This is a genomic window from Paenibacillus sacheonensis, assembly GCF_009909195.1.
GTDB classification, from domain to species: Bacteria; Bacillota; Bacilli; order Paenibacillales; family Paenibacillaceae; genus Paenibacillus_Z; species Paenibacillus_Z sacheonensis.
Window position 1 is genome coordinate 471,142 of record NZ_JAAAMU010000006.1, and the last position, 26,140, is coordinate 497,281.

A 26,140-nucleotide genomic window follows, 5' to 3' on the forward strand; every position below is an offset into this window, starting at 1 on the left:
GCGACGTGCCTCCCGGCGTCCACTAAACCCGCTCCCGCAAAAAAAAGAGCCCATTCCAAAGCCATCAAGGCTTGGAACGAACCCCTTCCCTCCGCACGTCTGCGCCATTGCGTCTCACCCGCAATCGCCATGCCGTGCCTTACGCTCCCTGCCCCAGCTCCCCGTCCTTCAGAATCGGATGCCGCAGCGAGATGCGCGTCCCTTCGGACGACGTCTCGATGTGCAGCTTGCAGTTGTCGCCAAAATACAGCTTCAGCCGGTCGTTGACGTTGCGCAGGCCGACGCCTTTGGCGCCTTCCGCCGATTTGCCGTTCGGATCCGAATTCTGCTCCAGCTTCTCGATCACGTCCATCGGGATGCCGCTGCCGTTGTCGACGAGATCGACGATCAGCTCGTCTCCTTCCCGGCGGGCGCTCAGCAGAATCTTGCCTTGGTCGAAGTTGTCGCGGATGCTGTGCTGGATCGCGTTCTCGACGAGCGGCTGCAGCAGCAGGCGCAGGAACGGCACGTCCTTCAGCTCGCCGTCGACCGAATAGAGGATCCGAATCGTGCGGCCCATCCGCGCCTGTTCGATTTGCACGTACGCCTTGACCTGCTCGATCTCGCGGCCCAGCGTCGTGATTTCCTTGCCTTGGTTCAAGCTTAGCCGCAGCAGATTGCCGAGCGCGGACACCATCTCGCTGATCTCGCTTCGGCCGTGGTTCTCCGCCTTCCAACGGATCGACTCCAGCGTGTTGTACAGAAAATGCGGGTTGATCTGGTGGCTCAGCACCTGGAACTCCAGCTCTTTCTTCTGCCGCTCCGCCCGCGACGCGTCCGCGATCAGCCCTTCGATCCTGCGGATCAGGCTGCCGTAGCCCCGGTACAGCCAGCCGACCTCGTCCTTTCGCGCCGAATGCGGAATGATCTGCTGCAGATTGCCCTCTTCCAGCCGCCGCATGTAGCGGACGAGCCGGACGATCGGCTGGGTGAAATACGTGGTAATGTAGAACACCACGCCGATGCAGCAGACCAAATAAACGATCAGGAAGATCACGAGCAGCCGGTTGATCTCCGCGATCGTACCCGTCAGTTCGCTCAGCGGCGTCAAGCTCGCGATCGTCCACGGATAGCTGTCCATCCGCACGTAAGTGGCCAGATATTTGCTGCCGTCGATCGTGACGGTCTGGGAGCCCTGCGCGCCCGAGGCCGTCTGCCGGATAAACCTGCCGGATGGAAACGGATAGCCCGTCCAAGCGTTCGCGTGGGAATCGTAGATGACCTTTCCTTCCTCGTCGAGCAGCAGCACCTTCTGATCGGTCATTTTCCCGCTCGGGGAGAAGAACCGCTTGAGCTGGTCCTCCGACAGATCCGTGGCGATGATGCCGCGCGGCACCTGGTCGTACAGGCCGGAGAAGCGCTTGATATACGTCAGCAGCGGCCGCTGGTAATTCCCTTCCTCCGGCATCGACAGCCGCCAGGTCGGACTGACCGTGACGAGCGATTTGCGAAACCACGACTCGTGCTCGACGTCTACCGGTTCGCCGATCGTGCTCATGTAATCCGCGTATTTGGACGGATCGATCGGGTATACGTGGAAACGGAACGCATCGACGGACGCCGTCTTCTGATAGATGAGACTGATCAGGCTAAGCGTGAACGCATCTTCCTCCGCGGCGCTCTCCGGGGGTCGGGACAACAGGCTCTGCAGCTGCTTATTGCCGATGAGATCGTTGATCTGATCGTTCAGCGACTCCAGATAGTTCTCGAAATTCCCCTTCGACTGCTGCAAATAATTGACGGACGCGGTCATGTTGGCGTTCGAGATGCCTTCGATGGCCTTGATATGCGCGTAGTACGCGAACAATAAAAAAGGGACGATAATGATCATGAAGAAGATCAATATCATCCGGTTCCGAAGCGAGGGCGCAAGGCGCAGCGAGACGGGGCTATTCATTGCCCGCGATTCCCCTCAGCCTGCGGTACTCCTTCGGCGTATGGCCCGTTTGTTTCTTGAACAGCTTCGTAAAATGAACCGGGTCCTTGTAGCCGACCTCCGAAGACACTTCGTAGATTTTGAACTGCACTTCTTCGAGCATCCGTTTCGCCCTCTCCATTCGAATGTCGGTCAAGTATTCGAGAAATGTCTTGCCGGTTTCTTTCTTGAACAGCTTGCTCAGCCAAACCGGCGTCACATGTACTTCTTCGGCCACGCTTTGCAAAGTCAGCCCGTCCGCGTAGCGAATCCGGATGAATTTCTCCGCGCCCTGGATGATTTGGCACGGCGAGACGCTCTGCGTGCGGAAGCCCGCGGCCACGGTCAGCAGGAACTGCTCCGCCTGCTCCTTCAGCGACTCCAGCGTATCGTACTGTTCCAGCCGCTCCCAGACCGCCATCGGGTTCCGCTCCCAGGTCCGGTCCGTCCATCCGTGCTGCCACGCTTTCTTGAACACGTCGAGGAGCCATTCGAAGATCCGCTGCTGAATGTCCCGAATCTGCGTGAACGACCAGCATTGGACCATCTCCACGAACGGCTCCATCGCCGCCCGGATCTCGTCGTCCGTTCCGTAGCGGATCAGGTCGAGCACCTCCGCCGGCTGCCGGATCGAAGGATTTTCCTGCTCCGCCTCGCTCTCCCAGCCCAATCCCGTGAGCAGGCGGTTGCCGCCGTAGACGGCCTTCTGTTCCAAAATCTCCTCGGTTTCCGTATACATCGCATTGAGACCGCTTGCACAATCCGTCGTCGAACAGAGCGCCGCGCTCACATTCACCTTGACGAATTGATTGATGCGGCGGATGCTCAGCTGGCCTAGCTCCTTGTACGCCTCCAGCCTGGCCGCATCCGGGCAGTCCAGCAGCAGCACCCAGCGATTCTTGGCATCGGCGTAGAGCACGGAACGGTAGGCGCAGTCCTCCTCCAGCGTTTGGCGCACGACATTGCCGATGCCGAACAAGATGAGGCTCCGTTCATTGCGGTTCTCGACCGCTTTCAGGTCGTCGACCTCGATCAGCAGAAGCGAAAGCCGATCCTCGAGCAGCCAATCCAACTCCAGCGTGCGGAGCCGATGCGCGATTCTCGTCTCGCGGTAGGCATTGTATTTGAATTCGACCAGCTCGCGCAGCACTTCCTCGCGCATCTTCGGCAGCGCGTTCTGCACATGCGATTGGAGCAGCATCTCGTTGTCGCGGTCGCGCTTCTCCTTCTGCAGCTGATCGATCGTTCTCGTCAAAATGTCGCCGAGCTCCGCCGTATTGATCGGCTTGAGCAGATAATCCATCGCGCCGAGCTTCATCGCGCTGCGGACCATCTCGAAATCGTCGTACCCGCTGATGACGATCGCTTTCCAGCCGCCGTCCCGTTCGGCCGTATAGTGCTCGATCAACTCGAGCCCCGACATCCGCTTCATGCGGATATCCGTCAAGATCAGATCGGGCCTGCGCAGCCTGGCCAATTCGAGCGCCGTGTCGCCGTCGTCGGCGGTGATGACCTCGGCGATTCCGTAATCTCCCCAAGAAAAATTCCGGCGCAGCCCTTCGCGGATCTCCCATTCATCGTCAACGATCAGAACCAGCATCGCGCCCCCGCCTTTTCCCTTTTGTTTCCGCCATCATATAACGCGGGACGGCCCTGCACAAGGAGTAGATCTTGGCTTTTATAGAGGGGATTCTATCTTCTTTTCGAAAGTTGGGGACATGATCGACCCGGATGCATCGATTCGTTGAGCTGCCTGGGGGACTGCTGGGGCGGGTTTATCCCGTCTTCCCATCCTGCCGCTTTATGGATATGATGGTTGAAACCCATATCCCTGTCTCTGGAGGTGCCGCAATGACAATCGTATATAAAATGAACGCGCCGCTTCGCGCCCAAGACGTATCGGATGTATTTCGAAGCGCCGGGATGAAGCGTCCCGTCGATGATCTCGAGCGAATCCAGCGCATGATCGATCATGCGGATGCCACCGTCTCCGCGTGGGAGAACGAGCAATTGATCGGCATCGCAAGAGCGGTGACGGATTTCTCTTATTGCTGCTACTTATCGGATCTGGCGGTCCATCTCGATTACCAGAAGTCCGGCGTCGGAACCGAGCTGATCGCCCGGATGCGCGATCACTTGGGGGACGAGGTGTCCATGGTGCTGCTGTCCGCGCCGGCCGCCATGGAGTATTATCCGCGGATCGGCTTCAAGAAGGCGGAGAATGCCTTTCTGATACCGCGGGGGAAATGAGATTCGGGCACTTGCTTTGGAGCCAAAAGAAAGCCGGGATGGACAGGTTTGCCTGTTCCATCCCGGCTTTTGCATTTGTGCTGTAGCGCAGCTTTTCGCGCCTCGGGCGGCCCATCCGCGCTGAATTTGTGCTGTAGCGCAGCTTTTTGCCCCTCGGGCGGTCCTTTCGCGCTGATTTTGTGCTGTGGTGCAGTTTTTCGCGTCTTGGGCGGCCCAGCCGCGCTAAATTTGTGCTGTGACGCAGCTTTTTGCCGCTCGAGCGGTCCTTTCGCGCTGAATTTGTGCTGTGGCGCAGCTTTTCGCGCCTTGGGCGGCTCTTCCGGGCCGAATTTGTGCTGTGACGCAGCTTTTAACGCCTCGGGTGGCCCAGTCGCGCTGAATTTCTGCTGTACAGCAGCTTTTCCCGCCTCGGGCGGCCCATTCGCGCTGAAATTATGCTGTATAGCAGCTTTTTCCGCCTCGGGTAGCCCAGCCGCGCCGAATTTGTGCTGTAGCGCAGCTTTTCGCGCCTCGCGCGCATCGGACAGCACCAAACCAGCAGCCAGCGCCACGTGCAGCCCTACGCGGCCAAAAACAGAACTGCCGAGGCAATCATGGCCTCGGCAGTTCGTTCTTTCCAAACCTAACTGCGGCGCCGCATCGAGTCTCCAGCCGCGACGCTCCAGCCACAATTTTCGCCGGCGTTAGCCCAGCGTTTTGTCTCCCGGCTTCCAGTTGACCGGGCACAGTCCGCCCGATTGAAGCGCTTGGAGCACGCGGATCGTCTCGTCGACGCTGCGGCCGACGTTCATGTCCGTGACGACCTGGTAACGCAGGATGCCCTCGGGATCGATGATGAACAGGCCGCGATTAGCCGCGCCTTCCTCGTTCAAGATGCCGTAGGCATGCGCCGTCTCCTTGGTGAAGTCCGACGCGATCGGGAATTGGATCGGACCGATGCCGTTCTGGTCGATCGGCGTCTCGATCCAGGCTTTATGCGTGTACACGCTGTCCACGGACGCGCCGACGATGTCGCAGTTCAGCGCCTTGAATTGCTCGCTGCTGCTGCTGAAGCCGATGATCTCGGTCGGGCAGACGAACGTGAAGTCGTATGGCCAGAAGAAAAGCACGAGCCATTTGCCGCGGTAATCGGAGAGCGACACGGTTTCGTCGAGCGTGTCCAAATTTTTGGTCGAAGGCAGCTTGAAATCCGGCGCGGGCAAGCCGACTTTAGCGAAAGGATAAACGGTCGTTGGGGATGTAGTCATGATTAATGTAGTCCTCCTGATTGTTATGGTGTATGGGAATGGTTCCCGTATTGGCGTTTTGCCGATTCGTTCCGGATTGGGTTAACTGGCAGGCAATCAAGAATTAGGATTGCCATTCGGCGAGCGCGCGATTCAGCTCCACTTGATTAAAGCCAAGAATGCTGCGCTCTCCGACGACCGTCACGGGTACGGAACGCAGGCCCGTATTCCACAGCTCTTCGCCGTACTGGTCGTTCAGGTCGATATTGCGTTCTTCGTAGGTCACGCCGCGGTCGCTTAGGAACGACTTGACCTGCTTGCAGTAATTGCAATGCGTGCTCGTGTATATAATAACGGGGTTGGTAGTGGACATGTTCGTTGCCTCCTTAGGTTGTTTTACACATTAAACGGACGCGGCTTCAGCTTCCGCTGCTTCATGGATTTCATTCGCCTCGAGGAAACGCTCGCAGTCGAGCGCGGCCATGCAGCCCGTTCCGGCGGCGCTGATCGCTTGGCGGTACCGGCTGTCCTGCACGTCGCCGCAGGCGAAGATGCCCGGAACATTGGTTTCGGTCGTGCCCGGATTCACGGCCAGATAACCATGATCGTCCGTCGTCAATTGACCGCCGAGAAACTTCGTATTCGGCGAATGGCCGATGGCGATGAAGATGCCGTCCGTCGCCAGCAGCTCTTCTTCGCCGGTTTCGTTGTTCAGTACGCGCAGCCCCTTCAGGCCGGCATCGTCCGCGACGACCTCGAGCGGCGTCCGGTTAAGCGCCCAGCTGATTTTGCCGTTGTCGCGCGCACGATTCTGCATGATCTTAGAAGCGCGAAGCTCGGCGCGGCGGTTAACGACGACGACCTCGGACGCGAAACGGGTGAGGAAGTTCGCTTCCTCCATGGCGGAGTCGCCGCCGCCGACCACGATGATTTTCTTCCCGCGATAGAAGAAGCCGTCGCAGGTGGCGCAGGTGCTGACGCCCCGTCCAACGTTCTCCCGCTCGCCCGGAATACCCAAGTACTTGGCGGAAGCGCCGGTCGAGATGATCAGCGTCTCGGCTTGCAGCTCGCCCTGTCCTTCGACTTGCAGCGTGAACGGACGCTTGGAGGTATCGATGCCAGTTACCCAGCCCGTCCTGAATTCGGCGCCGAAGCGTTCGGCTTGCTTGCGCATGTTATCCATCAAGTCCGGACCGAGGATGCCGTCCGGGAAGCCCGGGAAATTCTCGACCTCCGTCGTCGTCGTCAGTTGCCCGCCGGGCTCCGGTCCTTCGATGATAAGCGGGTTCAGGTTCGCCCGGGCCAGATAGATAGCGGCCGTCAGCCCCGCGGGCCCGGTTCCTACGATAATCGTTTTGCGCATGATGATTTCCTCCGTTTTATATTTAGATTTAGTTTAAATATTGGCGTTGAAAAAATCATACCATCCATGCGCACGGCTTGCATGAAGGTATGATGAAGGCTTCATAAAGGGTTGATGAAGAGATGATAAAGGTTTGATGAAGCCGCGTTGAACGGACGGAAACAAAAAAGGCGACGCACCCGACCGACCCTGCGGTCGCGATGCTCGCCTTGAATCTGTTACTCCGCTTTCCGATACCCCACCCCGCGAACGGTCGCGATGTAGGCCGGCCGCTTCGGGTCGTCGCCGAGCTTCTGCCGCAGGCTCTTCACATGCACGTCGACCGAGTTGCTCCCGCCGAAGTAGGCATCGCCCCAGATAGCAGCCATGATGTCCTGGCGCGTAAGCACACTGCCGTCGGATGACAGGAGAACGCGAAGCAGGTCGAATTCCGTCTTGGTGAGCTCGATCTTCGCGCCGCCGCGCTGCACGGTCATGCGCTTCGGGTCCATCTCCACGTCCTTGAAGCGGAGCCGGTCGGCGGAGGCCTCCGCGGACGCGGGCTTGCTTTGGCCCGCTAGCGCTTCGATCGTCGCGAGCGCCGCATCGATCGGGGACGGCCAGAGCAGTGTGCGTCCTTCCGGGCCGGGCGCCGGGGTCGCCTCGCCGACCAAGTACAAGCAATCCGAGGCCCGTACCGTCTCTCCGTCCAGCGTTTCGTCCGCGCCCCATGTCCGGTCGATGACGAACAAGTCGTTCTCCAGCAGCGGCAGAATCGGCTCCTTCGCGTTATGGAACGTCAGCACGTCGTAGCAGCGGGCCATGAGCGCAGCCGTAAGCTCCTGCAGCCGTGCCGGAAACGGACTGACGATCACGATTCTTCGCGTCGTATCGCAGAACGCCCCATCCGGAAACGGAGGCGCCTGCCCATTTTGAACGCTGTTTAGGCTTCCGAGGTCCGACATGCCGCGCACACTCCTTTGAACAGCATTTGTTCCTCCGTGATCGTATAGCCCGTCTCTTCCTCGATATGCCGCAGCCACTCTTTCGGCGAAGCCGTCATGACCTCGCTTACCTTCCCGCAGGAGGTGCAGACGATATGCTGATGGTCCTCGGTGCGCGAATCGTAACGGCTGGCATCCTTCTCGAGCTTCAGCTCGCGAATGAGTCCTTGTTCGGTGAGATAGCGCAGGGAGTTGTAGACCGTGGCATATGCGACGCTGCTTCCCTGCTCCTTCAGACGGTCAATGATGTCCGACGCGGTCGGATGATCGTGAGATTCCGTGACGATATCGAAAATCATCTTCCTCGGCGCGGTTAACATATGACGGGACATAGAGGCTCCTCCTTCTATAGTAAGTACGTTCCTTTTAGAGTAAGTACGTTCCTTTTAGAACCATCACGCTCATTCGAAAGGAAGTACATTCCATTCAACATTTACATTCCACTGCCGTTTCCTATCTTCGGTCTTCGGTCTTCGGTCTTCGGTCTTCGGTCTTCGGTCTTCGGTCTTCGGTCTTCGGTCTTCGGTCTTCGGTCTTCGGTCTTCGGTCTTAAATCTTCGCTCTTCAATATATGATTTAGACTTAGTTTAAGTTTACCTAAAACGCACTCGTCTAGTCAAGCCCGACACGCCTAACGGAACCAGCCTTACGACGCTGCAACTAGTAAAAGACCGCGAGGCTTATGCCCGGCGGTCTTCAACCCGTGACTTTCCGTCCATGACGGTCTGTCGCGAGTGCTTCAGCTTCTAATAATAGATCGGGAGCCGCGTCCGGCCCTCAAGCTTCCCCCAGCGCATACAGCTGTTTAATGATATCCTCGATCCGCGGCTCCTTGACGGTCAAGTTATGCACCGCAACGCGTTCGCTCGCGGCTGCGACCATGGAGGCGATCTCCTTGTCGTCGTGGATCGAGAACCACAGCTGGTTGTCCTCGCGGCGAGCGATCGGCGGCCCGTCCCAGGTTCGCTCGTCGAAATGCTCCGTATCCAGCACCAGGTACCGCTGCCCGCCGAAGCGCTCCGTCATGCCTTCGGCGCTGCCGTCGAACAACACCCGGCCTTTATCGATGAAGATCACCCGTTTGCACAGCCGTTCAATATCGTCCAGGTTATGCGTCGTCAGAATGACCGTCACTTTCTTCTCCCGGTTGATCTGCTTCAAGAACTGCTGAATGTTTTCCTTGGCCACGATATCCAACCCGATCGTCGGTTCGTCGAGAAACAAAATCTTCGGATCATGCAGCAGCGACGCCGCGATATCGCCGCGCATCCGCTGGCCCAGGCTGAGCTGGCGGACCGGCGTATCGAGGAACCCGCCCATGTCCAGCAGCTCCGTGAATAAAGCGATATTCCGCTGCAGCCGCTCGGGCTCGACCCGGTAAACGGCACCGAGCAGCTTGAAGGAATCGCGCAGGGGCAAGTCCCACCATAGCTGCGTGCGCTGCCCGAACACGACGCCGATCGATCCGGCGTTGGCCTTGCGATGCCTGAACGGCTCCAGCCCCAGCACCCGGACGATGCCTGCCGTCGGCACGAGCACGCCGGACAGCATTTTGATCGTCGTCGACTTGCCCGCCCCGTTCGGTCCGAGATACCCGACGAAGTCGCCCTCCTCGATCGTGAAGCTGATGTCGTCGACGACCCGCTTCAACGTCTTCGATCTGCCCAGCAGCCGATGGAGCAGCCGCAGCGAGCCGCCCCCGCCGCCGCCGATTTTGAAATCGCGTATAAGATGGTTCACCTCGATGACAGCCATTACGACCCCGCCCCCTGATACGCATTTAAACCTTTGCGCCATACGTAATAAGCCAGCCACGCCAGTCCCGCAGCCACCGCCGGCGACGCGTACACGAGCACCGAAGAGAACGGCGGTCCTTCCATCCCGTCCATGAAGATATACGACGGATAGAAGGCCATGAAGGAGATCGGCAGCACGAACGACAATACGATTTGAACCGGTCGGCCGTAGACGGACAGCGGGAATCGCGAGAACTGGTCGAGCAGCGTATCGAGCAGTCCCATCAGGCCGCCCGACTGCAGCGTCCAGAAGGCCGAGACGCCGAGCAAGGTCATGAGCGCCCACTCGATAACCGCGCCGCTAAGCACGACGACGACCAACAGCAGAAGCTTTTGCACATTCCAATGGCCGATATGCGGAGCAGCGTAGACGAGTCCGCCGATACCCGCCAGCAGATCGCCGAAGCCGTAGATCTGGATCCGCATGGCGAAGAATTGGAACATGGGATTCAGCGGCCGCACGAGGAAGCGGTCCATGACGCCTTCGCGGACGAGATATTCCAAATTCCAGATTTGCTGGGAGAAGGTAATGAAGAAGCCGTGACTGAATCGCCAAAGCGACATGACGAACACGATCTGGTACAAGTTCCAGCCTGCGATGATCGGCACCTTCTGCGTCAGCACCCAGGTCAGAATGATGTTCGTCATGCCGAAGAACGCGACCGAGACGAGAATAAGCGTGAAATTGAGCGGATACATCGCCCGGGCGCGAAGGTTGGCCGCCTGCAGCCGCAGGTAAATTTTCATATGCGCGAACATCGTGCCCTCACCCGCCCGTCGTTACTAAGAGTCGATTGAATACCACTAACAGCACCTGCGCCAAGGCGAGCAGCGAGGCGGCCCAGATCAGCTGCAGCTCAAGTCCGTGCCACATCGCCGCTCCCTGCAGCTTGCCGATATAGATGGAGATCGGAATGCTGAACACCCCTTGGAACGGCAGCAGCTCCAGCACCTTCGCGGCGCCGGCCGGGAACAGCCAGAGCGGAATCATCGCGCCCGAGCAAATCTCGAGAATCGTCGACTTGATCATCCCGAAGCCGCCGACCTCCGTAAACAAGAACGCCAGCAGTCCGACGAGGAAGGTCAGCGAGAACGCGATGCCATAGCCGAGCAAGCCGCTTAGCACGAACCAGACTGCCTGCGCCCCTGTCGGTACGCCGATCGGGAACAGCAGCAGCGAGGCGGCCGCGATCGGGATGACGACATAGACCAATCCGAACAGCAGGTCGGCCAGCGTACGAAAGAAAGTCATCGCCAGATAGCTCCACGGCTTCTGCAGATCAAGCACGATGTCCCCGGTCTGTACCCGCTGCGAGATGTCGTAATGAAAGTCGGATGGGATGAGCGTCCGGATGATGCTGGCAATGACGGAGTAGGTGAGCATGTCCGCCAGCGTTACGGTCAGGCCGGAGGCGCCGCTGCCATAGACGGCCGTCCATATTTCCCGCAGCACGACGATGAGCAGGACCGAGCTGCAGACGCGGAAGAAGACGTTCAGCTTGTAGACCTTCCTGTTCTTGAAGCTCATCCATGTCAGCGCCAAGTATGCATTCATTTTGCCTCCTCCTTCCTCCAGCAGAGACCGAATTTGAAAATTTGAGATATTTTACCAAACGAATATACTGCTAGGTTTGTAACTCTGTCAATGGTTAATAGGGCGGCTGGCAGATCGCCGGGCTCAAGCTTCACAACGGTTCCGCCATGCGCAGCATCCGGTTTTCTCGCACAGGGAGGATCGATTTAGGCCATTCTCGAATATAAATAAAGGCAGCGGTGTTTCTTGGTTCATGCTGCCATTTCAAGCGATCGGACGTGTGTTTCTATGAGCAGCACCGATAAACGGAATCGACTCAGCGAGGAAGTCTTCACGTACAGAATCACGAAAGACAATAAAGTATTTATTTACTGGATGGGGAAGCAAGTCACCATACTGGCGGGGAAGGAAAGCGATAAATTCCTGCAGCGCATATCGAATAAGGATCATAAAGAAACCCAGCTCGTCATGGCGAAGGTAACGGGGAATTTCAAGCACGGAAATGAGAAAAACCAGACTTCGGATTAAAGAAATAGCATCTTCAAACGGAGCAACGAAGATAGACGACGCTCATACGGACATAAACAAAGGGCTGCCGACATAATGTCGACTGCCCTTGTGCATGCTCTGACTATTATTTGCTACTACCAGCTATTACTTGCTATTACCAGACTAATACTTGCTATTATTTTCCTTCCACGATCGCCTTGATCGTCTCGAGCGGCAGCTTCGGCACGCGGTCGTACGTCAGCAGGCCGTTGATCTCCTGCTCGACGTCGGTGAGCTGCGTGTAGCAGAAGCCTTGCACGACGCCCGCCAGATACATCGGCTGCACGACGTCGCGCAGACGCTTGATGAAATCCTCGTCGTCGCTGGCGCTGGTGTAGCCCCAGCCTTCCCAGTCGCTCTTCTTGTAGGAGATGCCGCCGAACTCGGAGATGAGAATCGGCTGGCCCGCGTACGGGAAGCCTTCCACCGCCAGCACGCGGTTCGCCGGCATCGCGCTTACGGCTTTCTCTGCCGTGCTGTAGCGATCCATCAGCACCTCGCGCCGTCCTTCGTAATCGTGAATGTTGAACAGATCCGTCGTGACCAGCTCCCAGCCGTCGTTGGAGATGACCGGACGCATCTCGTCCAGCGACTTGGTCATGTGGTACATGGCCAGCGCATGCTGCTGCTGCAGCTTGTTCAGCTGAATGTCCGGCACGCCCCAGCTCTCGTTGATCGGCACCCAGGCGACGATCGACGGATGGTTGTAGTCGCGCTCGACCGATTCCAGCCATTCATTCGTAAACCGGCGTACATATTCGTCCGAGTACTCGTACGCGTTCGCCGCCTCGCTCCACACGGCCACGCCGAGCTTATCGCACCAATAAAGGTAACGCGGATCCTCGAGCTTCTGATGCTTGCGCGCGCCGTTGAAGCCCATGGCCTTCGTCAGCTCCACATCCCGCTTGATCGCCTCGTCGCTCGGAGGCGTCAGGTTGCCGTCAGGGAAGTACCCCTGATCCAGCACCATGCGCAAGTAGTAAGGCCGGTTGTTCAAGCACAGCTTGCCGCTTTCGATCGAGACTTTCCTCATGCCGAAATAGCTGCTGACCACGTCGCGGACCTCTTCGCCTTCGAGAAGCGTGAACGTGACATCGTAGAGATTCGGGTTCTCCGGGCTCCACCAGCCGCCTAGGCCGTGGTCGTTGAAATCATCGATGCGGATGGCGCGCGTCGCGGAAGGACTGCCGCTTCTCAGCGCGAAGACGTCCTCCGAGACCGGCTTGCCGTTAAACGTGATCTCCGCCTTTACCCGAACTTGCGATCCGGCCGCCGCGCCCTTCACGAAAGCCGTCACGCGAATCTCTTTGCGATCGATATCCGGCGTCAGCTTGACCTTGTCCAGATGCACGCTCGATACGGCCTCCAGCCAGACCGTCTGCCAAATCCCCGTCGTCCGCGTATAGAAGATGCTTGCGGACTGTTCTTCCCAATATTGCTTGCCGCGTGGAATCGTAACGTCCTTGCCGTAATCGACGGCTTTCACCACGAGCACGTTGCCTTCGGCTTGCAGCGCATCCGTAATGTCGGCGCGGAACGGCGTGTGGCCGCCTTCATGCTGCGCGACGAGCGCGCCGTTCACCCATACCGAAGCCTCGTAATCGACGGCGCCGAAATGCAGCAGCACCCGCTTGCCTGCGAAGTCTGCAGGGACGCGAAGCTCCGTGCGGTACCATACCGTATCGTGGAAGCCTGGATCGCCGATGCCGCTCAGCTTGCTTTGGTACGCAAAAGGCACTTGAATGCGCTTCGAGAACGCCTGCGTTCCCGCATGCCAGCCAGCCTTGGCGCCGGCATTGTCGTCGTCGAATTCGAATTCCCATTCACCGTTCAAATTCACCCACTCGTTACGCATGAATTGCGGGTACGGATGCTCCGCACGAAGCTGCTCAGTCATAATAGGTATGCCTCCGATTAAATTAATTTGTAAGTTAATTAAATAACCAATACTGTCAATATGAACACATTATGCCTTCATTCCTCGGAGAACGTCAACCAAAAGTTGATTAATTAACCTGCAAGTTATATAATGGGGCCACCATTACGATCGGAACGAGGCCGACATGCGATGATCATACAAGTCAATACCGCCAACATGGCGCTGCTGGAATGCTTCTCGTCCGAGACGCGCGTACGGATGATCGAGCTGCTTGACCGTTCGCAGATGAGCATCAAGGAGCTCGCCGCGGAGCTCGGCGTCTCCTCGGCCATCGTGACCAAGCATGTCCAAAAGCTGGAGTCCGCCGGCATCATCGGCACGGAGAGCATCTCCGGCGCGCGCGGCCGGCTGAAGATGTGCCGGCTTCTGCCGGAATTCGTAACGCTGCAGCTGCGCACGCCGACCGCTCCGAACGCGAACGTATACACCGTCTCCCTGCCGATCGGGCAGTACACCGACTTCAAGGTCAAGCCGACCTGCGGCCTCTCCTCCGAGCTATCCATAATCGGCCTGGCCGACGATCCCCGGTATTTCTGGGCGCCCGACCATGTGAAAGCCAAGATCATCTGGTTCGCCAGCGGCTTTCTCGAATACCGCATTCCCAATTACCTCATGGGCGGACAAAAGGCGACGAGTATTACGATTACACTGGAAATATGCTCGGAAGCGCCCGGCTATAACGAGAACTGGCCTTCCGACATCTCGTTTCACATGAACGGCACCTTGCTCGGCACGTGGACCTGCCCGGGCGATTTCGGCGCGCAGAAGGGCATCTTCACGCCCGATTGGTGGCCTCACGGCACGCAGTACGGCCTGATGAAGACGATTACGATCCGTAAAGACGGCACCTTCCTCGACGGCATTCAGCTGTCGGCGCTGACGGCCGCGGATCTCGACATCAAGCCGAACGACGAGATGCGCTTCCGCCTCTCCTGCCCCGACACCGGCGCGCATGCCGGCGGCATCAGTCTATTCGGGAGGCATTTCGGCAACTACGATCAGGAGATCGAGGTTACCGTGACGTATGAATGAGCTGCGGAGCACGACATAAGAGCCTCGCTTTCCCCGCATGAGCGCGTTGAAAGCGAGGCTCTTTGTTTGCCTATTACGAGCTGTCGGCGGAAGCGGCCCGAGCTGCGGTTGACTCGGCTCGGCGAGCCTGCTCGGCAAACTCGCCAACGCGAGGCGGACCAGCTCGACCTGCAAGATCAGCTAGCACGCCAACGCGAGGCAGACCAGCTCGACCTGCAAGATCAGCTAGCACGCCAACGCGAGGCGGACCAGCCATCACCATTCCGGGCTAACCGCATTTCCCACTAATCTTGCATGAAATACAACATTCAGGGTCTGAAAATGTCCCGAAACGGAGTATTTATGCACAATGTACAACAATTCTCGGCCCTAAGGCGGAAGAAGGGGCTTATAGCGATGGAAAGATGCATTTTTTGCAACTTTTCGTTCGAATTGGCTGCTTCGGGGCGTGAATTGTTGCATTTCATACATAAACAGCCCGGCCATCCCCAATGGCCGGGCTGTTTTTGCTTTAGCGCCCCTAAGTTAGCATCGGAACACGCTGCCATTCAAGCGGCGCCCGGCACCAACCTCACCCGAGCTACACGAGCTCCCGCCTGCCGCTCTCCTGCGAACGGATCGCCGCATGGGCCAGCTGCAGCGCGCGCATGCCCGCCGCTGCGTGAACCGGCGGCTGACCGCCGCTGCGGAACGCCGCCACGATGGCATTCAGATGCGCATCGAACGTACGGTGGAATTCGCGGTCGAGATCGTTGAAGTAGCCGGCCTGCCATACCTCCGCCGTCTCGCTGCCCGCCGCCTGGAACGAGAATCGCCGCACCGTATCCTCGATCAGGACGCGGCCCTGCGTGCCGTTGATTTCCAGGCGCTGCGTATCCGAGTACGCGTACGAGGAATCGTACGTGCCGAGCAGATTGCCGACGGCCCCGCTTGCGAAGCGCAGTCCGATCGACATCGTGCTGAAGCCTTTGCCCGTGATGTCGGTCATCTCCGCGGATACGGATGCGATCGGTCCCATCAGAAACTCCAGCGAGTCGAACCCATGGCACTGCGTCTCGATCAAATTCCCATAGGGCGACGCGGCGCTTCCGCCTTCTCCCCCGAATCGCCATGTGCCGAAGACCAGTTCTCCGAGGCCGCCCGCGTCGATCCGGTTCTTCGCCAGCTGCATCGGCTTCGCGAAGCGATGGTTGAAGTTGATCGCGAAGAATAAACTCCGCTTCTCCGCCTCCTCCAGCAGCCGGTCGGCTTCCCGCAGATCGAATACGAGCGGCTTCTCCACGAGCAGCGGAAACCCGGCCTGGATAACGGCGAGCGTGGCCTCGAAATGCCCTTCGTTCGGCAGGCACAGGCTGACCAGATCAGGCTGCTCGCGCTCCAGCATCTCCCCGATATCCGTATAGGCGTTCGCCCCGTAATGCTCCGCCCGCTTCCGCGTCCGCTCGGGATCGCGACCGGCGATCGCGCACAGCTCCACGTCGGCATGCGCCGACAGTACGCGGGCATGCTGCTCGCCCCAGCCGCCGGTGCCGACGAGCGCGATCTTCGTTTTGCGGCCTAATGTCGTCATGACTTCGCCTCCCTTTCAACGTTCCGTACCGAATACGCCGCGGCCTTCCATGGCGCTCCTATCACGGCTCCACCACGACTTTCCCGCACTGTCCGCCGAAGAAGAGCTCGCTTGCCTCCTGCAGCTGCGAAGCCGGGAAGCGATGCGTGATGATCTGCGATAAGTATTCGCGGTGCTGCCTCAAATACGCCGCGTTCGCTTCCAGCTCGCCGTACGTGAAATATTCGCTGCCCAGCACCGTTCTCTCCGGGGCGATCAGATTCGAAGACACGTCCAGCAGCACCTCGCCGCCATGTCCGACGCAGACGAGCACGCCGCGTTTGCCTAGCCGCTGCACGCATAATTGACGGGCAGAGGTCTGGCCGCTTGAATCAAAAGCGGCATCGACGCCATCCGCGAAGCCGTCGGCGGCGAGGCGCGCCGCCAAATCCTCGCTGCCGGCATGCACCGGGATGCCGCCGAGCTTCTTCGCAAGCGCCAAGCGGTATTCGTTCATATCCGTTACGTAGACCGGAACATCCTGTCCCAGCATAATCTTGACCATGCCGAGAATGCCCAGCCCGATCGGACCGGCTCCGGTAATCAGCACCGATTCGATATCTTCGCGCGCGAGCGTCGCCCTTCGGGTCGCGTGGCCGCCGGTGCCCATAATATCCAGCAGCAGCGTTGCGTCGGAGAACGACAGGTCCGCATCGATCGGGAAGAAAATATTTTCGTTGATCAGCACGTATTCGCCGTACCCGCCATCATGCGAGAAGCCCATGTCCGCGCGTTTGTTGAAGCATTGGTTGGTATAGCCCAGCTTGCAGCTGCGGCACTGACCGCAAAAATCCATCAGGAAGACGACGCCCGGCGTTCCCGGCTTCGCATTCGTATTCGGTCCTGCATCGACGACGAAGCCGGCGATCTCATGGCCTGGCGTATGCTGGCCGGAGCCGTTCAAGTAATAGCCTTTGTCCGAGCCGCAGAGGGCGTTCGCCTTGGATCGGATCAGCAGCTGCCCCGGACCCGGGCGCGGCACGTCCTTCGTCACGTAAGCGACCTCGCCGTTGCCCGTGAAGACGGGGGACAGCATCTGAGCCGGAATTGCAATCGGTTGCATAAAGGTTCAGCTCCTTCGGATTGACTTGTCAAAAAACCAGTTTCCTAATCATGGATCTGCTTCTATTTTACATGGGCGCCGAGGAATGTCCTTGTTCAAAGCTTCGATTTACTTGTCAAAAACAACGGTCTATACTGATCCATAACGAAACCTCACCCTTCCCCGAGGAGTTGGTAAACATGCTGCGCCGCGAGCATAGCTGGAACGATCATCCCATCCTGCCTTACGTGAGACTCTGTTACCGCTTCGTCAGCCAGCCCTTCTTCCAGGGCGAGCGCCGGCTGCTCGACTACCTGTTCTTATCTATGGAGAAAGGCAGATATATCCTCACCGTAGAGGGCGCCGATTACGAGCTGAACGAGGGCGAGTTTGCGCTGATCCAGCCCGGAGTCTTGTTCACGACCCGCGGCTTCGGGGACTGCGTCGTTCCGAACGCGCATCTCGATTTTTTCTATAACCCCGCCCGGGCGCAAAGCTTCGTGACGACCCCCGGCCAGGCGAACATCGCGCCGTACGCGCATTTGCTCCAGCCTCGGCTGAACGATTTTCCCGAGGTGGACATTCCGGTTCTGCTTCGGGCCAAGCAGCCCCAACTCTACCGGGATACGCTGCTGCAAATGATCGAACAGTTCAAACGCAACGATATCCCGAGCACGCTGAAGGTGCAGCAGCTGGCGCTCGAGCTGCTCCAACTGCTGCTTGGCAGCGGCGGCGGCGGTGCGGCTTCGTATGATTTTGAAGGCCTGCAGTTCGTCCGTAAGATGAACGCCTTTCTTTCCTTCAACTTGTCCGCGCCGCTGTCGGTCGAAGAGATGGCGAAGCACGCGGGCTATTCGGAGTCGCATTTCTCGACCGTGTTCGGGCATCACTTCGGCACGACGCCGCATCAGTATTTGCTTCGGCTTCGCCTGCAAAAAGCACAGGAGCTTCTTGGCACCACAACGCTGAAGCTGGAGCAAGTCGCCGCCTACTGCGGCTTCGCCAGCGACTCCCATCTATCCAAGGCGTTCAAGCGGCAAACCGGTCTGTCGCCAAGGGAGTTTCGGGCGGGGGACAGGCGCGGAGCGCTTCGCGAAAACGGTGAAGGAGTGCCCGGGATGGATTGACGCAAAAGCTCCCCCTGAACAAATAATTGAGCCCTGCATGACCTCTATTCAGAGGAGCGATGCAGGGCTCTATTATTCCTTAGTCTCCGGAACTAGTACGATCTATGTGGAAAGTCACACTTTGAGACGATTCAATATTCCCTGCTTTATCGACGCTGCGATAGCCAATAAGATAGGTTCCATTTTTAAAGCTCATTCGCGCATACATTGGATATATCTTCCACGGACCTTGATTTATTCGATATTCTATCTTATCCACTCCAGAAATCGCATCGGACGATTGGAAGGTCACGCATGCGCAGTTTTGATACGACTCCCCGTCTTTAACGCCTACGATTTTTGTTTCAGGCATCGCGGTATCGATCTTAATACTGGCACTCTTGATTGCTTCCGTATTACCGAACTCATCTGTGCTACGATATTCAAGATTAAAAACCCCATCTTCCTCAAAGACAATGGCCGTATTATAACTCATCCATTCTTCTCCATTAATTCGGTACTGTGTCATGATAGTTGAGGAGGTGTCGTCTAATGCGGAGAGAACGATTTGTATCGGTGTATTAAACCAGCCATTACTATTTACAACATGATCAACCGAAATAGAAGTTACGGGCCCATGCGGACTGCCTGGTTCATTTGAGTTGGCAAAGATAAAATTGTAGGCACTCAAATTCTTGAATTCAATCACAGGAGTTGCATTTCCAGTAGCGGTAGTAGAATGATAATAACTGTAATTATTCCCCTGAATATCACCGAACTCAATTGATGTCGCCTGGTATAATCCAGCGGGGTCGCTCATTCCTGGGTTTATCTTCCCTGTGAATACTCCGTCGCCATCATTATCTGTCAATGAGATGATTTTATAGTAATCTCCGCCATTCAAGTAATCGATCGTGCGATATTTTATTGAAAGAAAATCAACTCCGGTTAAATCATCCGTTATCGTAGCGCTTATGGTGATGTTCTCTCCCGGATGTACTTTACCTCCTGACAAAGATATTTCTTCAAGAACAGGCGGTGTGATATCAATGTTGGGACTAATCCCACTTTTTAGCGTAAAACTATAGGCACTTAAATCTCTATTTTCGTAATAGGGCGATCCGTCATCCGGGTCCTTAGAATTTACGTATTGACCCCCATTTCCGGCGTTATCCAGCACGCCAATACCTTTCACAGTATAAGTGCCGGTGAAATCACCTTTCCGAAATAAGTGCGAACCCGTAAAGGTTCCATCGCCATCTCTGTCGAGGAGCTCGATTCCTACTACGTAATTAGGATCATAAGGCCCTCTGAAGCCGATGGATGCATAGTGTACGCCTGAAATATCATCTGTTATATGTGCATTAACGGTAAGGATGTCTCCAGCCATACCTTCTGTGCGTGATATCGTTACCTCGTGAAGCATCGGAAATGTCGTGTCTGCATCCGGGTTGGAAACGGTGAAGTTATAGCTGCTAAGGTCCTTGTATTCAAAGGTCGTGAATTTCTTAGTGGAAACGGTTGAATGTACATATTGATAACTGTTCGACTGGTTGTCTGCCACGATAATATAACTAATCTTGTACACGCCGTTTGGATCATATTTACCAGTGGTTATAGAGCCGGTGAATAAGCCATCATTGTCATTGTCATAGAGGAAAGCTGATTTCGCTTCGATATTGCCGGGAGGAAGATATTCGACATATAAGTGATTCACGCCAGAAATATCATCAGCGGCCCTGGCAGACAATATGAGGGTGTCATCGCCATGGAGTTCCGCTTTTGAAAGGGAGAGGTCGAGCAAAACGGGCCGTGTTGTGTCCACCGGCGGCGTATTGCTTTCAGCGAATGTCTGATAGGTAAAAAAATTGTTCATTAACAAGACAGCGATAAACAAAAACGACAAATACATCCTCTTCTTCACGAGTTCACTCACGCCTCTCACGCATTTTGGTAACAGTAACTAACTGAAACGCTTGAAAAGCCCCAGACTGCTCCTATTCAGCCTCCTTGGCTTCCATGATACATTTTGTATATTACAGAGGAAAAGGATGAAAAGTCTGTCGTTTCTTCGTATAAATAGAAGATTTATCTAAAATAAGTGGACGAAGGCCTTTCGCTATCTTCGACGTAGCCCAACTAAACAAAGATTGATGCGCCCGCGAACCGGGCACCTCCCCAAGCGCCTGTTGCTTTTTCCTTTGCTTCGCGGTACGATAGCCAAAACATGACATTTCCGCAATGATGGACCATAGTACCTGAGCAGTCTTCCACGCAGCGAGCCGGGGACAGTGCAAGCCCGGAGGAGCATTCAGGGAAAAGGCAGTCCGGAGCAATGGAAATGCAGCAAAAGAGGGCGGCTCGTTCATGGCCGTCAACTGGGGTGGAACCGCGGGCGCGCAAGCTCTCGTCCCCGGATATCGCGTTGTCGCGATGTCCGGAGACGGGGGCTTTTTTGGTTCCCCTTCTCCGGCACGGATTGCGCCGCGCTGCCACTGCCGCGGTGCCAGCCGACTACCATGCCGCATGACGGCCGAAGGAGTGTCTGACGATGAGCAACGAACCGAAACCGAACGAACCGAAACCGATGGACCGGATCGTCTCGCTGGCGAAGCAGCGAGGCTTTATTTTCCCGGGTTCCGAGATTTATGGCGGCCTGGCGAATACGTGGGATTACGGCCCGCTCGGCGTCGAGCTGAAGAACAACATCAAGCGCGCATGGTGGAAGAAATTCATCCAGCAATCGCCGCATAACGTCGGCCTCGACGCCGCGATCCTGATGAATCCGCAAGCCTGGGTCGCCTCCGGCCATGTCGGCAATTTCAACGACCCCATGATCGATTGCAAAGCGTGCAAAGCCCGCCACCGCGCGGACAAAATCATCGAGAACGCCCTGGGCGACAAAGGCATCGAGGTGATCGTCGACGGCATGACGTTCGACGACATGAAGGCCTTGATCGAGCAGCACGGCATCGCCTGCCCGGATTGCGGCAGCCGGGATTTCACCGACATCCGCCAGTTCAATCTGATGTTCAAGACGTTCCAAGGCGTGACGGAGTCGAGCGCGAACGCGGTCTATCTGCGGCCGGAGACGGCGCAAGGCATCTTCGTCAACTTCAAGAACGTGCAGCGCGCCATGCGCAAGAAGCTGCCCTTCGGCATCGGCCAAATCGGCAAAAGCTTCCGCAACGAAATCACGCCCGGCAACTTTACGTTCCGGACGCGCGAGTTCGAGCAGATGGAGCTGGAGTTCTTCTGCAAGCCCGGCGAGGACCTGGAATGGTTCCGCTATTGGCGCGGCTTCTGCCGGGATTGGCTGCTTGGCCTCGGCATGCGGGAAACGAGCATCCGGCTGCGGGATCACGCCGACGACGAGCTGTCGCACTACAGCAGCGCGACGACGGATATCGAGTATCGCTTCCCGTTCGGCTGGGGCGAGCTGTGGGGCATCGCCGACCGGACGGACTTCGACCTGAAGCAGCATATGGCGCATGCGGGCGAGGACTTCCATGTGGTCGATCCGGATACGAACGAGCGCTACGTCCCGTACTGCATCGAGCCTTCGCTCGGCGCCGACAGGGTGACGCTCGCCTTCCTCATCGACGCGTACGAGGAAGAGCAGCTCGAAGCGGAAGACAGCCGCGTCGTGCTCCGGCTGCATCCGGCTCTCGCGCCGTTCAAAGCGGCGGTCTTCCCGCTGTCGAAGAAGCTCGCGGACGGCGCGCATCGCGTGTACGCGGACCTCGCCGCCGACTTCATGGTCGACTACGACGAGAGCGGCTCCATCGGCAAACGCTACCGCCGCCACGACGAGATCGGCACGCCGCTGTGCATCACGTACGATTTCGATTCCGAGACCGACGGCTGCGTCACGGTCCGCGACCGCGACACGATGACGCAGGTCCGGCTTCCGATCGCGGAGCTGCGCGCTTACGTCGCGGCGCGGGCGGCGTTCTAGCCTGTAACGTTTTAACCCTTTTCGGCGTTTAGGCTCCCCTAGACGCTACGGACATAGCAAACGAAAGAGCCTTTGCCGCCAGATCGGGGCAAAGGCTCTTCTATTCCGTTCCGGCGCGCTGCATCATGAGCCGGTTGTCAACGCGAGCAAATCATTCCGATTCCGATTAATATCATTGTTCACTTTCCATGTTCCGTTCGTTTTGGCAAGCGTGATGCTGCCTTCCACGGGAATGCTTGTCATCTCTTTCGCGTCGTCTCGCAGCATGACCTTCATCCGATAGGTATAAGCGATGACATCCTCATCCTCGCTTGAATGGCTCAACTGTATGTCCTGAGCGGATACAGCTGCTTGCTCGCGCTGCGCGATCATGAACGGCAGGCCAAGCACGCGGTTGGCGAGCAGGCTTTCCAGCCATTCCTCCGTTGCGTAGGGCTGCAGCTGCGCCTGCCGCTCCTGAAGGGACGATGCGTCCACGGTACTAGGAGGATAATCGGTTACTTCATAAAAGTGAGCGAGGTAGGCTTTCGCAGCCTCGGCCGCGGCTTCTTCATCGGCATCGCTGCCGCAGCCCCATAAGATCGTAACAAGTACCGAGATGATGACGAACACGCCGGCGCTTCTGCGCATCACATGGACCTCCTTGAAGTTCAATTTGCAGTGTTGCTCGCTGACGGCGCCTCGGCTTTCTTAATTCTCGACCGTAACCGTCGTATGCACCGAGCCATAGTACGGCGAACGCTTCGTGACCTCTTCGCTAAGATCGAACGAAACGATCGCTTCGAGCACGTACCGGCCAGGGGGCAGGATCAGTTCCTTCTCGTTGTAAAATGCCCGCCAATAATCCGCATCCGGATCATCTTCGCCGTATCCGCCGCTTTTGGCGAATGGCTCCGTAATCGTCCTGCCTTGAATGAATTCTGTGGGAGCGCGCTCCGCCGTCGAGGCGCCGTCCATATTGAAGTCTTTGCCGTCATGGATCGTGAAGACCAGAAATGACTTTGCCCCATAAACGGTTATGTTCGGTTGATCGCCCACGTAGGTCACACTGGCGGAGGCTTCGATCGGCTCGCCTTTCTTGTACGTCGTCCGCTCCATGTTCAGCTCGAGCTCGAACTTGTCGTCCCGATAAGACGGCTTCGGGCTGGCCATTCTTTCCAAGATCTCTTTGTTCGCTTCGATGCGCGCAGTATCGGTCGGGGACGTTCCTTCCGGGCTGTCTCCTGTTTCGACGCCGCATGCCGACAGCATCAGGATCGCGAGGTATAACAAGATCCGCATGCTCCATCCGCTCCTTTCGCCTGCTTGGGCTGTATTATTCGTTCCATAATGTTCGTGCCCGTTATCCTTCGTTCATCCTACTGTCTAAACGAGTCCAGCGTACAATAGTTGCACCCCGTACAGTAAAAAAAAGGAATTTCCGGCTCCCGTTCCGAATGGAATACTAGTGAACGTTGTCTGTCTCAGTTCGAACCGTCCCAACCGAAACATGGACACTTAAACCCGATCAAGAACAGGAGGAAGCCGTCATGCCGAGAAAGAAAATCCCCCGCTAAGCCCGAGCTCCCCCTCTCCATTGGCTGCGATGTCCTGCCGCAATCCAAACCATGAGAGGGTGCAACTACGTATGTGGCCGAAAAAAGTGAACTGGAACGACCTGAGATTCGGTGTTGAAATTGAATTTATCGGCGGGAAACCGGAGGAAACCGCGCTGCTGCCCGGCTGGGAGATGTCGCTGGATGAACTGCAGGTGGACGACACCGGCTTGGAATCCGGCAGCGAGCTCAAGCCGCCTCCCCTGCGCTGGGCGGAACGGGAACAAATTCGCCTCATGCTGGGCAGGCTTCGCGAGCAAGGCTCCGAGATGAACTGGAGCTGCGGGCTTCACGTGCATGTCGGGATCGAGCCATGGGGCGAAGCGATGGTCCTCCCGCTTCTCGCTACCGCGCTGCGGACGCAGGATGCGCTGCGCGCGCTCATGAAAACGAGCAAGGAGCGGCTGTTCTACTGCCCGTCCGTCACGGAAGCCATGCGCGCCGATTATGCGGCGAACCCGCGCCGGGAAGCGCTTGAACGCGCCGGCCGGCCGCAATCCCATCGCTGCGGCATCAACGCCGCGGCCTGGTATGATATCGGCACCGTGGAGATCCGTCTCGCCAACGGCAGCTTGGACTACGACGAGATCGTGCGGACGATCGAGCTCTGTCTTCGCTATGTCGCCGCGGTCGGCGAGGGTCGCGATCTTCCGGCGTCCGCGGAAGAACTGGCGGCAGCACTCGGCGCGACGCCGGACGGCTATCCGCCTCCAATTCCGGTTCCGCGTTGGCATCGGGAACGAATGTGGCTCGAAGACGCGCTCATCCCTGCTGTCGCCGGGCTTGCGGCTCGGCTCGTCCCGGGCGGCGAGCTCCATAACATTCTTCCCGTGGAGGATGGCATTTTGATCGCGATCGAACATGAAAGCAAGATGCACCGCTACGTGTGCCGGCCGCCCGCGACGGGCTGGGAGGTCGTACGCAAGGTCATCGACGCGCCCGGAACATCGCAGAGACCATAGCAGGGAAATAGCAGGATTATAGCGTTAATAAATACCCCTGCTGCCGATTGGCAGCAGGGGTATTTGCTGTTTGTTCTTGTTGATGCTCTGTGGTTGATGGTTCTGAGGTTGATGTTTGATGCTTATGTGGTTGATGGTTCTATGGTTCATGTTTCTGTAGTTAATGTTTCTGTGGTTCATGTTTCTGTGATTGATGGTTCTATGGTTCATGTCTCAGTGGTTGATGTTTCTATGGCGAATATTTTCTATGGTTGATATTTTCTAGGGTTGATGTTTCTGCAGGTCTACGGCTAGCGTTCTGCGATTGGCGCGTTTCGCATCCGTAACTGGGTTCTATGGTTGTCAGGATTCCTTTAGTTGACCTATCCCTGGTTGTCGGTGCATTATCATCACTCAGCCGAATAAGTCCCTTCCTGATACGACAGCGTGTACGCGATTCCAGCTTCGGTCGACAGCGCCGTTCCGATTCGGTCCTTCACCAGCCGGACATTGCCGCCATCGGCCGATACAATAGTCTACTTTTCATCGCCGATTCTCCCTCTCCCGCTCATGGTTGGTTTCCTAATATATCCATAAACGAGGCGAGAACGTTAATTGTTGCGAAGGAGAGGAATAGCTGAACGACGGCGGCAGGAATTGCGGCGCGGCACGAGCTTCCCTATCAAGGTTGTCCCGGCTTTTCGAAGAAGACGTATACCGCATAATAGACCAGCGCATACAAGCACCCGAGCGACGTAATCAACCCGTTCCACCCGGAATTCGAGAAAATCAACTGTGCCAGCGTTAGTCCGGCAAGACCGTGCAGCAGCGCTTTCGCGATCGTTCGAACCCATCGCGCACGGATGCGCCTGCACATGAAATCGATGCCGATGGAGGATGGCACGCCGAACGTCGTCACGATAAGCAGGCTGACCAACCCGATGGCAAGCAGCAGCTCGCCGTCTTCGCCATGCATGATGCCGCCCCATACGACCGTGCTGATCATCACGGAAATAACGGCGGCAAGAAGCTTCATGAGGATATACCGTCCGACGCGGAGCTTCTGATCCTGCGCTTCTACCGGCGAATCGCCATTTCTGACCGCCAAACTGCACACGTAACAGAAACCTGGATACTCCTCGTCGCAGCAGGCTTCGCACAAATACTTGCCGCAGTCCTTGCAAGCCAGTACGGCTTCATGATCGGGATGGAAATAACAATCCGAGTGATTTATCCAAGTGCCGCTAGACATGCTTCTATAAT

25 protein-coding genes are annotated in these 26,140 nt (G+C 57.2%); 7 read left to right on the plus strand and 18 right to left on the minus strand.

Annotated elements, in window-relative coordinates; all coding sequences use genetic code 11:
• Window positions 1-139 precede the first annotated feature (139 nt).
• Together GT003_RS14820 and GT003_RS14825 are read right to left on the minus strand one after the other, a co-directional pair.
• Window positions 140-1,936, minus strand: a complete 1,797-nt coding sequence (locus tag GT003_RS14820) for a sensor histidine kinase (protein WP_161699009.1) — start codon at window positions 1,934-1,936, stop codon at window positions 140-142.
• Window positions 1,929-3,554, minus strand: a complete 1,626-nt coding sequence (locus GT003_RS14825; protein ID WP_161699011.1) for a response regulator transcription factor — start codon at window positions 3,552-3,554, stop codon at window positions 1,929-1,931. The genes GT003_RS14820 and GT003_RS14825 overlap by 8 nt, the downstream gene beginning before the upstream one ends.
• A 251-nt stretch (window positions 3,555-3,805) precedes the next feature.
• Between GT003_RS14825 and GT003_RS14830 the strand changes: the two genes are divergently transcribed.
• On the plus strand, window positions 3,806-4,204 hold the full coding sequence (locus tag GT003_RS14830) for a GNAT family N-acetyltransferase (protein ID WP_161699013.1): 399 nt from the start codon (window positions 3,806-3,808) through the stop codon (window positions 4,202-4,204).
• Here GT003_RS14830 and GT003_RS14835 read toward each other — a convergent pair.
• The 9 genes from GT003_RS14835 to GT003_RS14875 all read right to left on the minus strand — a co-directional run bounded on the left by GT003_RS14835 (window position 4,144) and on the right by GT003_RS14875 (window position 11,127).
• On the minus strand, window positions 4,144-4,824 hold the full coding sequence (locus tag GT003_RS14835; RefSeq protein ID WP_161699015.1) for a hypothetical protein: 681 nt from the start codon (window positions 4,822-4,824) through the stop codon (window positions 4,144-4,146). The genes GT003_RS14830 and GT003_RS14835 overlap by 61 nt on opposite strands.
• 63 nt (window positions 4,825-4,887) lie before the next feature.
• A complete protein-coding gene (locus tag GT003_RS14840) occupies window positions 4,888-5,451 on the minus strand; it encodes a peroxiredoxin (protein ID WP_161699017.1) in 564 nt (187 codons plus the stop codon).
• 103 nt (window positions 5,452-5,554) lie between these two features.
• The gene (locus GT003_RS14845) at window positions 5,555-5,803 is read right to left on the minus strand and encodes a glutaredoxin family protein (RefSeq protein ID WP_161699019.1); all 249 of its coding nucleotides are present in this window, start codon (window positions 5,801-5,803) and stop codon (window positions 5,555-5,557) included.
• A 30-nt stretch (window positions 5,804-5,833) separates the two neighbouring features.
• The gene (gene trxB, locus GT003_RS14850; protein ID WP_161699021.1) at window positions 5,834-6,793 is read right to left on the minus strand and encodes a thioredoxin-disulfide reductase; all 960 of its coding nucleotides are present in this window, start codon (window positions 6,791-6,793) and stop codon (window positions 5,834-5,836) included.
• Window positions 6,794-7,011: 218 nt separating this feature from the next.
• A complete protein-coding gene (locus GT003_RS14855) occupies window positions 7,012-7,737 on the minus strand; it encodes a winged helix-turn-helix transcriptional regulator (protein WP_161699023.1) in 726 nt (241 codons plus the stop codon).
• Window positions 7,716-8,108, minus strand: coding sequence for a Fur family transcriptional regulator (locus tag GT003_RS14860; protein ID WP_161699025.1), 393 nt, complete (start codon window positions 8,106-8,108; stop codon window positions 7,716-7,718). Before GT003_RS14860 ends, GT003_RS14855 begins: the two co-directional genes overlap by 22 nt.
• Window positions 8,109-8,553: 445 nt before the next feature.
• The gene (locus GT003_RS14865) at window positions 8,554-9,531 is read right to left on the minus strand and encodes an ABC transporter ATP-binding protein (protein WP_161699027.1); all 978 of its coding nucleotides are present in this window, start codon (window positions 9,529-9,531) and stop codon (window positions 8,554-8,556) included.
• Entirely contained in the window at window positions 9,531-10,319 is a 789-nt protein-coding gene (locus GT003_RS14870; protein ID WP_161699029.1) for an ABC transporter permease, read from the minus strand. The genes GT003_RS14865 and GT003_RS14870 overlap by 1 nt, the downstream gene beginning before the upstream one ends.
• A gap of 19 nt (window positions 10,320-10,338) precedes the next feature.
• Window positions 10,339-11,127, minus strand: a complete 789-nt coding sequence (locus tag GT003_RS14875; protein ID WP_161699031.1) for an ABC transporter permease — start codon at window positions 11,125-11,127, stop codon at window positions 10,339-10,341.
• Window positions 11,128-11,394: 267 nt separating this feature from the next.
• Here GT003_RS14875 and GT003_RS14880 point away from each other — a divergent pair, with 267 nt between their 5' ends.
• Window positions 11,395-11,634: a hypothetical protein gene (locus tag GT003_RS14880; RefSeq protein ID WP_161699033.1), complete on the plus strand. Its 240-nt coding sequence runs from the start codon at window positions 11,395-11,397 to the stop codon at window positions 11,632-11,634.
• A 157-nt stretch (window positions 11,635-11,791) separates the two neighbouring features.
• On the opposite strand, the gene GT003_RS14885 is transcribed toward GT003_RS14880, so the two are convergent.
• Window positions 11,792-13,552: a glycoside hydrolase family 2 protein gene (locus GT003_RS14885; protein ID WP_161699035.1), complete on the minus strand. Its 1,761-nt coding sequence runs from the start codon at window positions 13,550-13,552 to the stop codon at window positions 11,792-11,794.
• 171 nt (window positions 13,553-13,723) lie between these two features.
• Between GT003_RS14885 and GT003_RS14890 the strand changes: the two genes are divergently transcribed.
• On the plus strand, window positions 13,724-14,626 hold the full coding sequence (locus GT003_RS14890) for an ArsR/SmtB family transcription factor (protein WP_161699037.1): 903 nt from the start codon (window positions 13,724-13,726) through the stop codon (window positions 14,624-14,626).
• 580 nt (window positions 14,627-15,206) lie between these two features.
• Here GT003_RS14890 and GT003_RS14895 read toward each other — a convergent pair.
• Together GT003_RS14895 and GT003_RS14900 are read right to left on the minus strand one after the other, a co-directional pair.
• Window positions 15,207-16,196 (minus strand): Gfo/Idh/MocA family protein, encoded by a 990-nt coding sequence (locus tag GT003_RS14895; protein ID WP_161699040.1) that lies wholly within the window; start codon window positions 16,194-16,196, stop codon window positions 15,207-15,209.
• Between the two features lie 61 nt (window positions 16,197-16,257).
• The gene (locus tag GT003_RS14900) at window positions 16,258-17,298 is read right to left on the minus strand and encodes an alcohol dehydrogenase catalytic domain-containing protein (protein WP_161699042.1); all 1,041 of its coding nucleotides are present in this window, start codon (window positions 17,296-17,298) and stop codon (window positions 16,258-16,260) included.
• A gap of 179 nt (window positions 17,299-17,477) precedes the next feature.
• On the opposite strand from GT003_RS14900, the gene GT003_RS14905 reads away from it, so the two are divergent.
• Window positions 17,478-18,404: a helix-turn-helix domain-containing protein gene (locus GT003_RS14905; protein WP_161699044.1), complete on the plus strand. Its 927-nt coding sequence runs from the start codon at window positions 17,478-17,480 to the stop codon at window positions 18,402-18,404.
• Window positions 18,405-18,483: 79 nt separating this feature from the next.
• Here GT003_RS14905 and GT003_RS14910 read toward each other — a convergent pair whose 3' ends face one another.
• Entirely contained in the window at window positions 18,484-20,307 is a 1,824-nt protein-coding gene (locus GT003_RS14910; protein ID WP_161699046.1) for an OmpL47-type beta-barrel domain-containing protein, read from the minus strand.
• A gap of 663 nt (window positions 20,308-20,970) precedes the next feature.
• Between GT003_RS14910 and GT003_RS14915 the strand changes: the two genes are divergently transcribed.
• Complete coding sequence (locus GT003_RS14915; RefSeq protein WP_161699142.1) at window positions 20,971-22,341, plus strand: glycine--tRNA ligase; 1,371 nt, start codon at window positions 20,971-20,973, stop codon at window positions 22,339-22,341.
• Between the two features lie 123 nt (window positions 22,342-22,464).
• Here GT003_RS14915 and GT003_RS14920 read toward each other — a convergent pair whose 3' ends face one another.
• Together GT003_RS14920 and GT003_RS14925 are read right to left on the minus strand one after the other, a co-directional pair.
• Complete coding sequence (locus GT003_RS14920) at window positions 22,465-22,971, minus strand: hypothetical protein (RefSeq protein ID WP_161699048.1); 507 nt, start codon at window positions 22,969-22,971, stop codon at window positions 22,465-22,467.
• 60 nt (window positions 22,972-23,031) lie between these two features.
• A complete protein-coding gene (locus GT003_RS14925) occupies window positions 23,032-23,622 on the minus strand; it encodes a hypothetical protein (RefSeq protein WP_161699050.1) in 591 nt (196 codons plus the stop codon).
• Between the two features lie 346 nt (window positions 23,623-23,968).
• On the opposite strand from GT003_RS14925, the gene GT003_RS14930 reads away from it, so the two are divergent.
• Both GT003_RS14930 and GT003_RS14935 read left to right on the plus strand, forming a co-directional pair.
• Window positions 23,969-24,898, plus strand: a complete 930-nt coding sequence (locus tag GT003_RS14930) for an amidoligase family protein (RefSeq protein ID WP_161699052.1) — start codon at window positions 23,969-23,971, stop codon at window positions 24,896-24,898.
• A 63-nt stretch (window positions 24,899-24,961) separates the two neighbouring features.
• Complete coding sequence (locus GT003_RS14935) at window positions 24,962-25,153, plus strand: hypothetical protein (protein ID WP_161699054.1); 192 nt, start codon at window positions 24,962-24,964, stop codon at window positions 25,151-25,153.
• A 406-nt stretch (window positions 25,154-25,559) separates the two neighbouring features.
• Here the strand turns inward: GT003_RS14935 and GT003_RS14940 are convergent, their stop codons facing one another.
• Window positions 25,560-26,129: a hypothetical protein gene (locus GT003_RS14940; RefSeq protein WP_161699056.1), complete on the minus strand. Its 570-nt coding sequence runs from the start codon at window positions 26,127-26,129 to the stop codon at window positions 25,560-25,562.
• Window positions 26,130-26,140 lie beyond the last annotated feature (11 nt).

Coding starts and splice junctions, on each gene's coding strand:
- GT003_RS14820 (WP_161699009.1), bottom strand. CDS start 1,936: ATGAATAGCCCCGTCTCGCTGCGCCTTGCGCCCTCGCTTCGGAACCGG.
- GT003_RS14825 (WP_161699011.1), bottom strand. CDS start 3,554: ATGCTGGTTCTGATCGTTGACGATGAATGGGAGATCCGCGAAGGGCTG.
- GT003_RS14830 (WP_161699013.1), top strand. CDS start 3,806: ATGACAATCGTATATAAAATGAACGCGCCGCTTCGCGCCCAAGACGTA.
- GT003_RS14840 (WP_161699017.1), bottom strand. CDS start 5,451: ATGACTACATCCCCAACGACCGTTTATCCTTTCGCTAAAGTCGGCTTG.
- GT003_RS14845 (WP_161699019.1), bottom strand. CDS start 5,803: ATGTCCACTACCAACCCCGTTATTATATACACGAGCACGCATTGCAAT.
- trxB (WP_161699021.1), bottom strand. CDS start 6,793: ATGCGCAAAACGATTATCGTAGGAACCGGGCCCGCGGGGCTGACGGCC.
- GT003_RS14855 (WP_161699023.1), bottom strand. CDS start 7,737: ATGTCGGACCTCGGAAGCCTAAACAGCGTTCAAAATGGGCAGGCGCCT.
- GT003_RS14860 (WP_161699025.1), bottom strand. CDS start 8,108: ATGTCCCGTCATATGTTAACCGCGCCGAGGAAGATGATTTTCGATATC.
- GT003_RS14865 (WP_161699027.1), bottom strand. CDS start 9,531: ATGGCTGTCATCGAGGTGAACCATCTTATACGCGATTTCAAAATCGGC.
- GT003_RS14870 (WP_161699029.1), bottom strand. CDS start 10,319: ATGAAAATTTACCTGCGGCTGCAGGCGGCCAACCTTCGCGCCCGGGCG.
- GT003_RS14875 (WP_161699031.1), bottom strand. CDS start 11,127: ATGAATGCATACTTGGCGCTGACATGGATGAGCTTCAAGAACAGGAAG.
- GT003_RS14880 (WP_161699033.1), top strand. CDS start 11,395: ATGAGCAGCACCGATAAACGGAATCGACTCAGCGAGGAAGTCTTCACG.
- GT003_RS14885 (WP_161699035.1), bottom strand. CDS start 13,552: ATGACTGAGCAGCTTCGTGCGGAGCATCCGTACCCGCAATTCATGCGT.
- GT003_RS14890 (WP_161699037.1), top strand. CDS start 13,724: ATGATCATACAAGTCAATACCGCCAACATGGCGCTGCTGGAATGCTTC.
- GT003_RS14895 (WP_161699040.1), bottom strand. CDS start 16,196: ATGACGACATTAGGCCGCAAAACGAAGATCGCGCTCGTCGGCACCGGC.
- GT003_RS14900 (WP_161699042.1), bottom strand. CDS start 17,298: ATGCAACCGATTGCAATTCCGGCTCAGATGCTGTCCCCCGTCTTCACG.
- GT003_RS14905 (WP_161699044.1), top strand. CDS start 17,478: ATGCTGCGCCGCGAGCATAGCTGGAACGATCATCCCATCCTGCCTTAC.
- GT003_RS14915 (WP_161699142.1), top strand. CDS start 20,971: ATGGACCGGATCGTCTCGCTGGCGAAGCAGCGAGGCTTTATTTTCCCG.
- GT003_RS14920 (WP_161699048.1), bottom strand. CDS start 22,971: ATGCGCAGAAGCGCCGGCGTGTTCGTCATCATCTCGGTACTTGTTACG.
- GT003_RS14925 (WP_161699050.1), bottom strand. CDS start 23,622: ATGCGGATCTTGTTATACCTCGCGATCCTGATGCTGTCGGCATGCGGC.
- GT003_RS14930 (WP_161699052.1), top strand. CDS start 23,969: ATGTGGCCGAAAAAAGTGAACTGGAACGACCTGAGATTCGGTGTTGAA.
- GT003_RS14940 (WP_161699056.1), bottom strand. CDS start 26,129: ATGTCTAGCGGCACTTGGATAAATCACTCGGATTGTTATTTCCATCCC.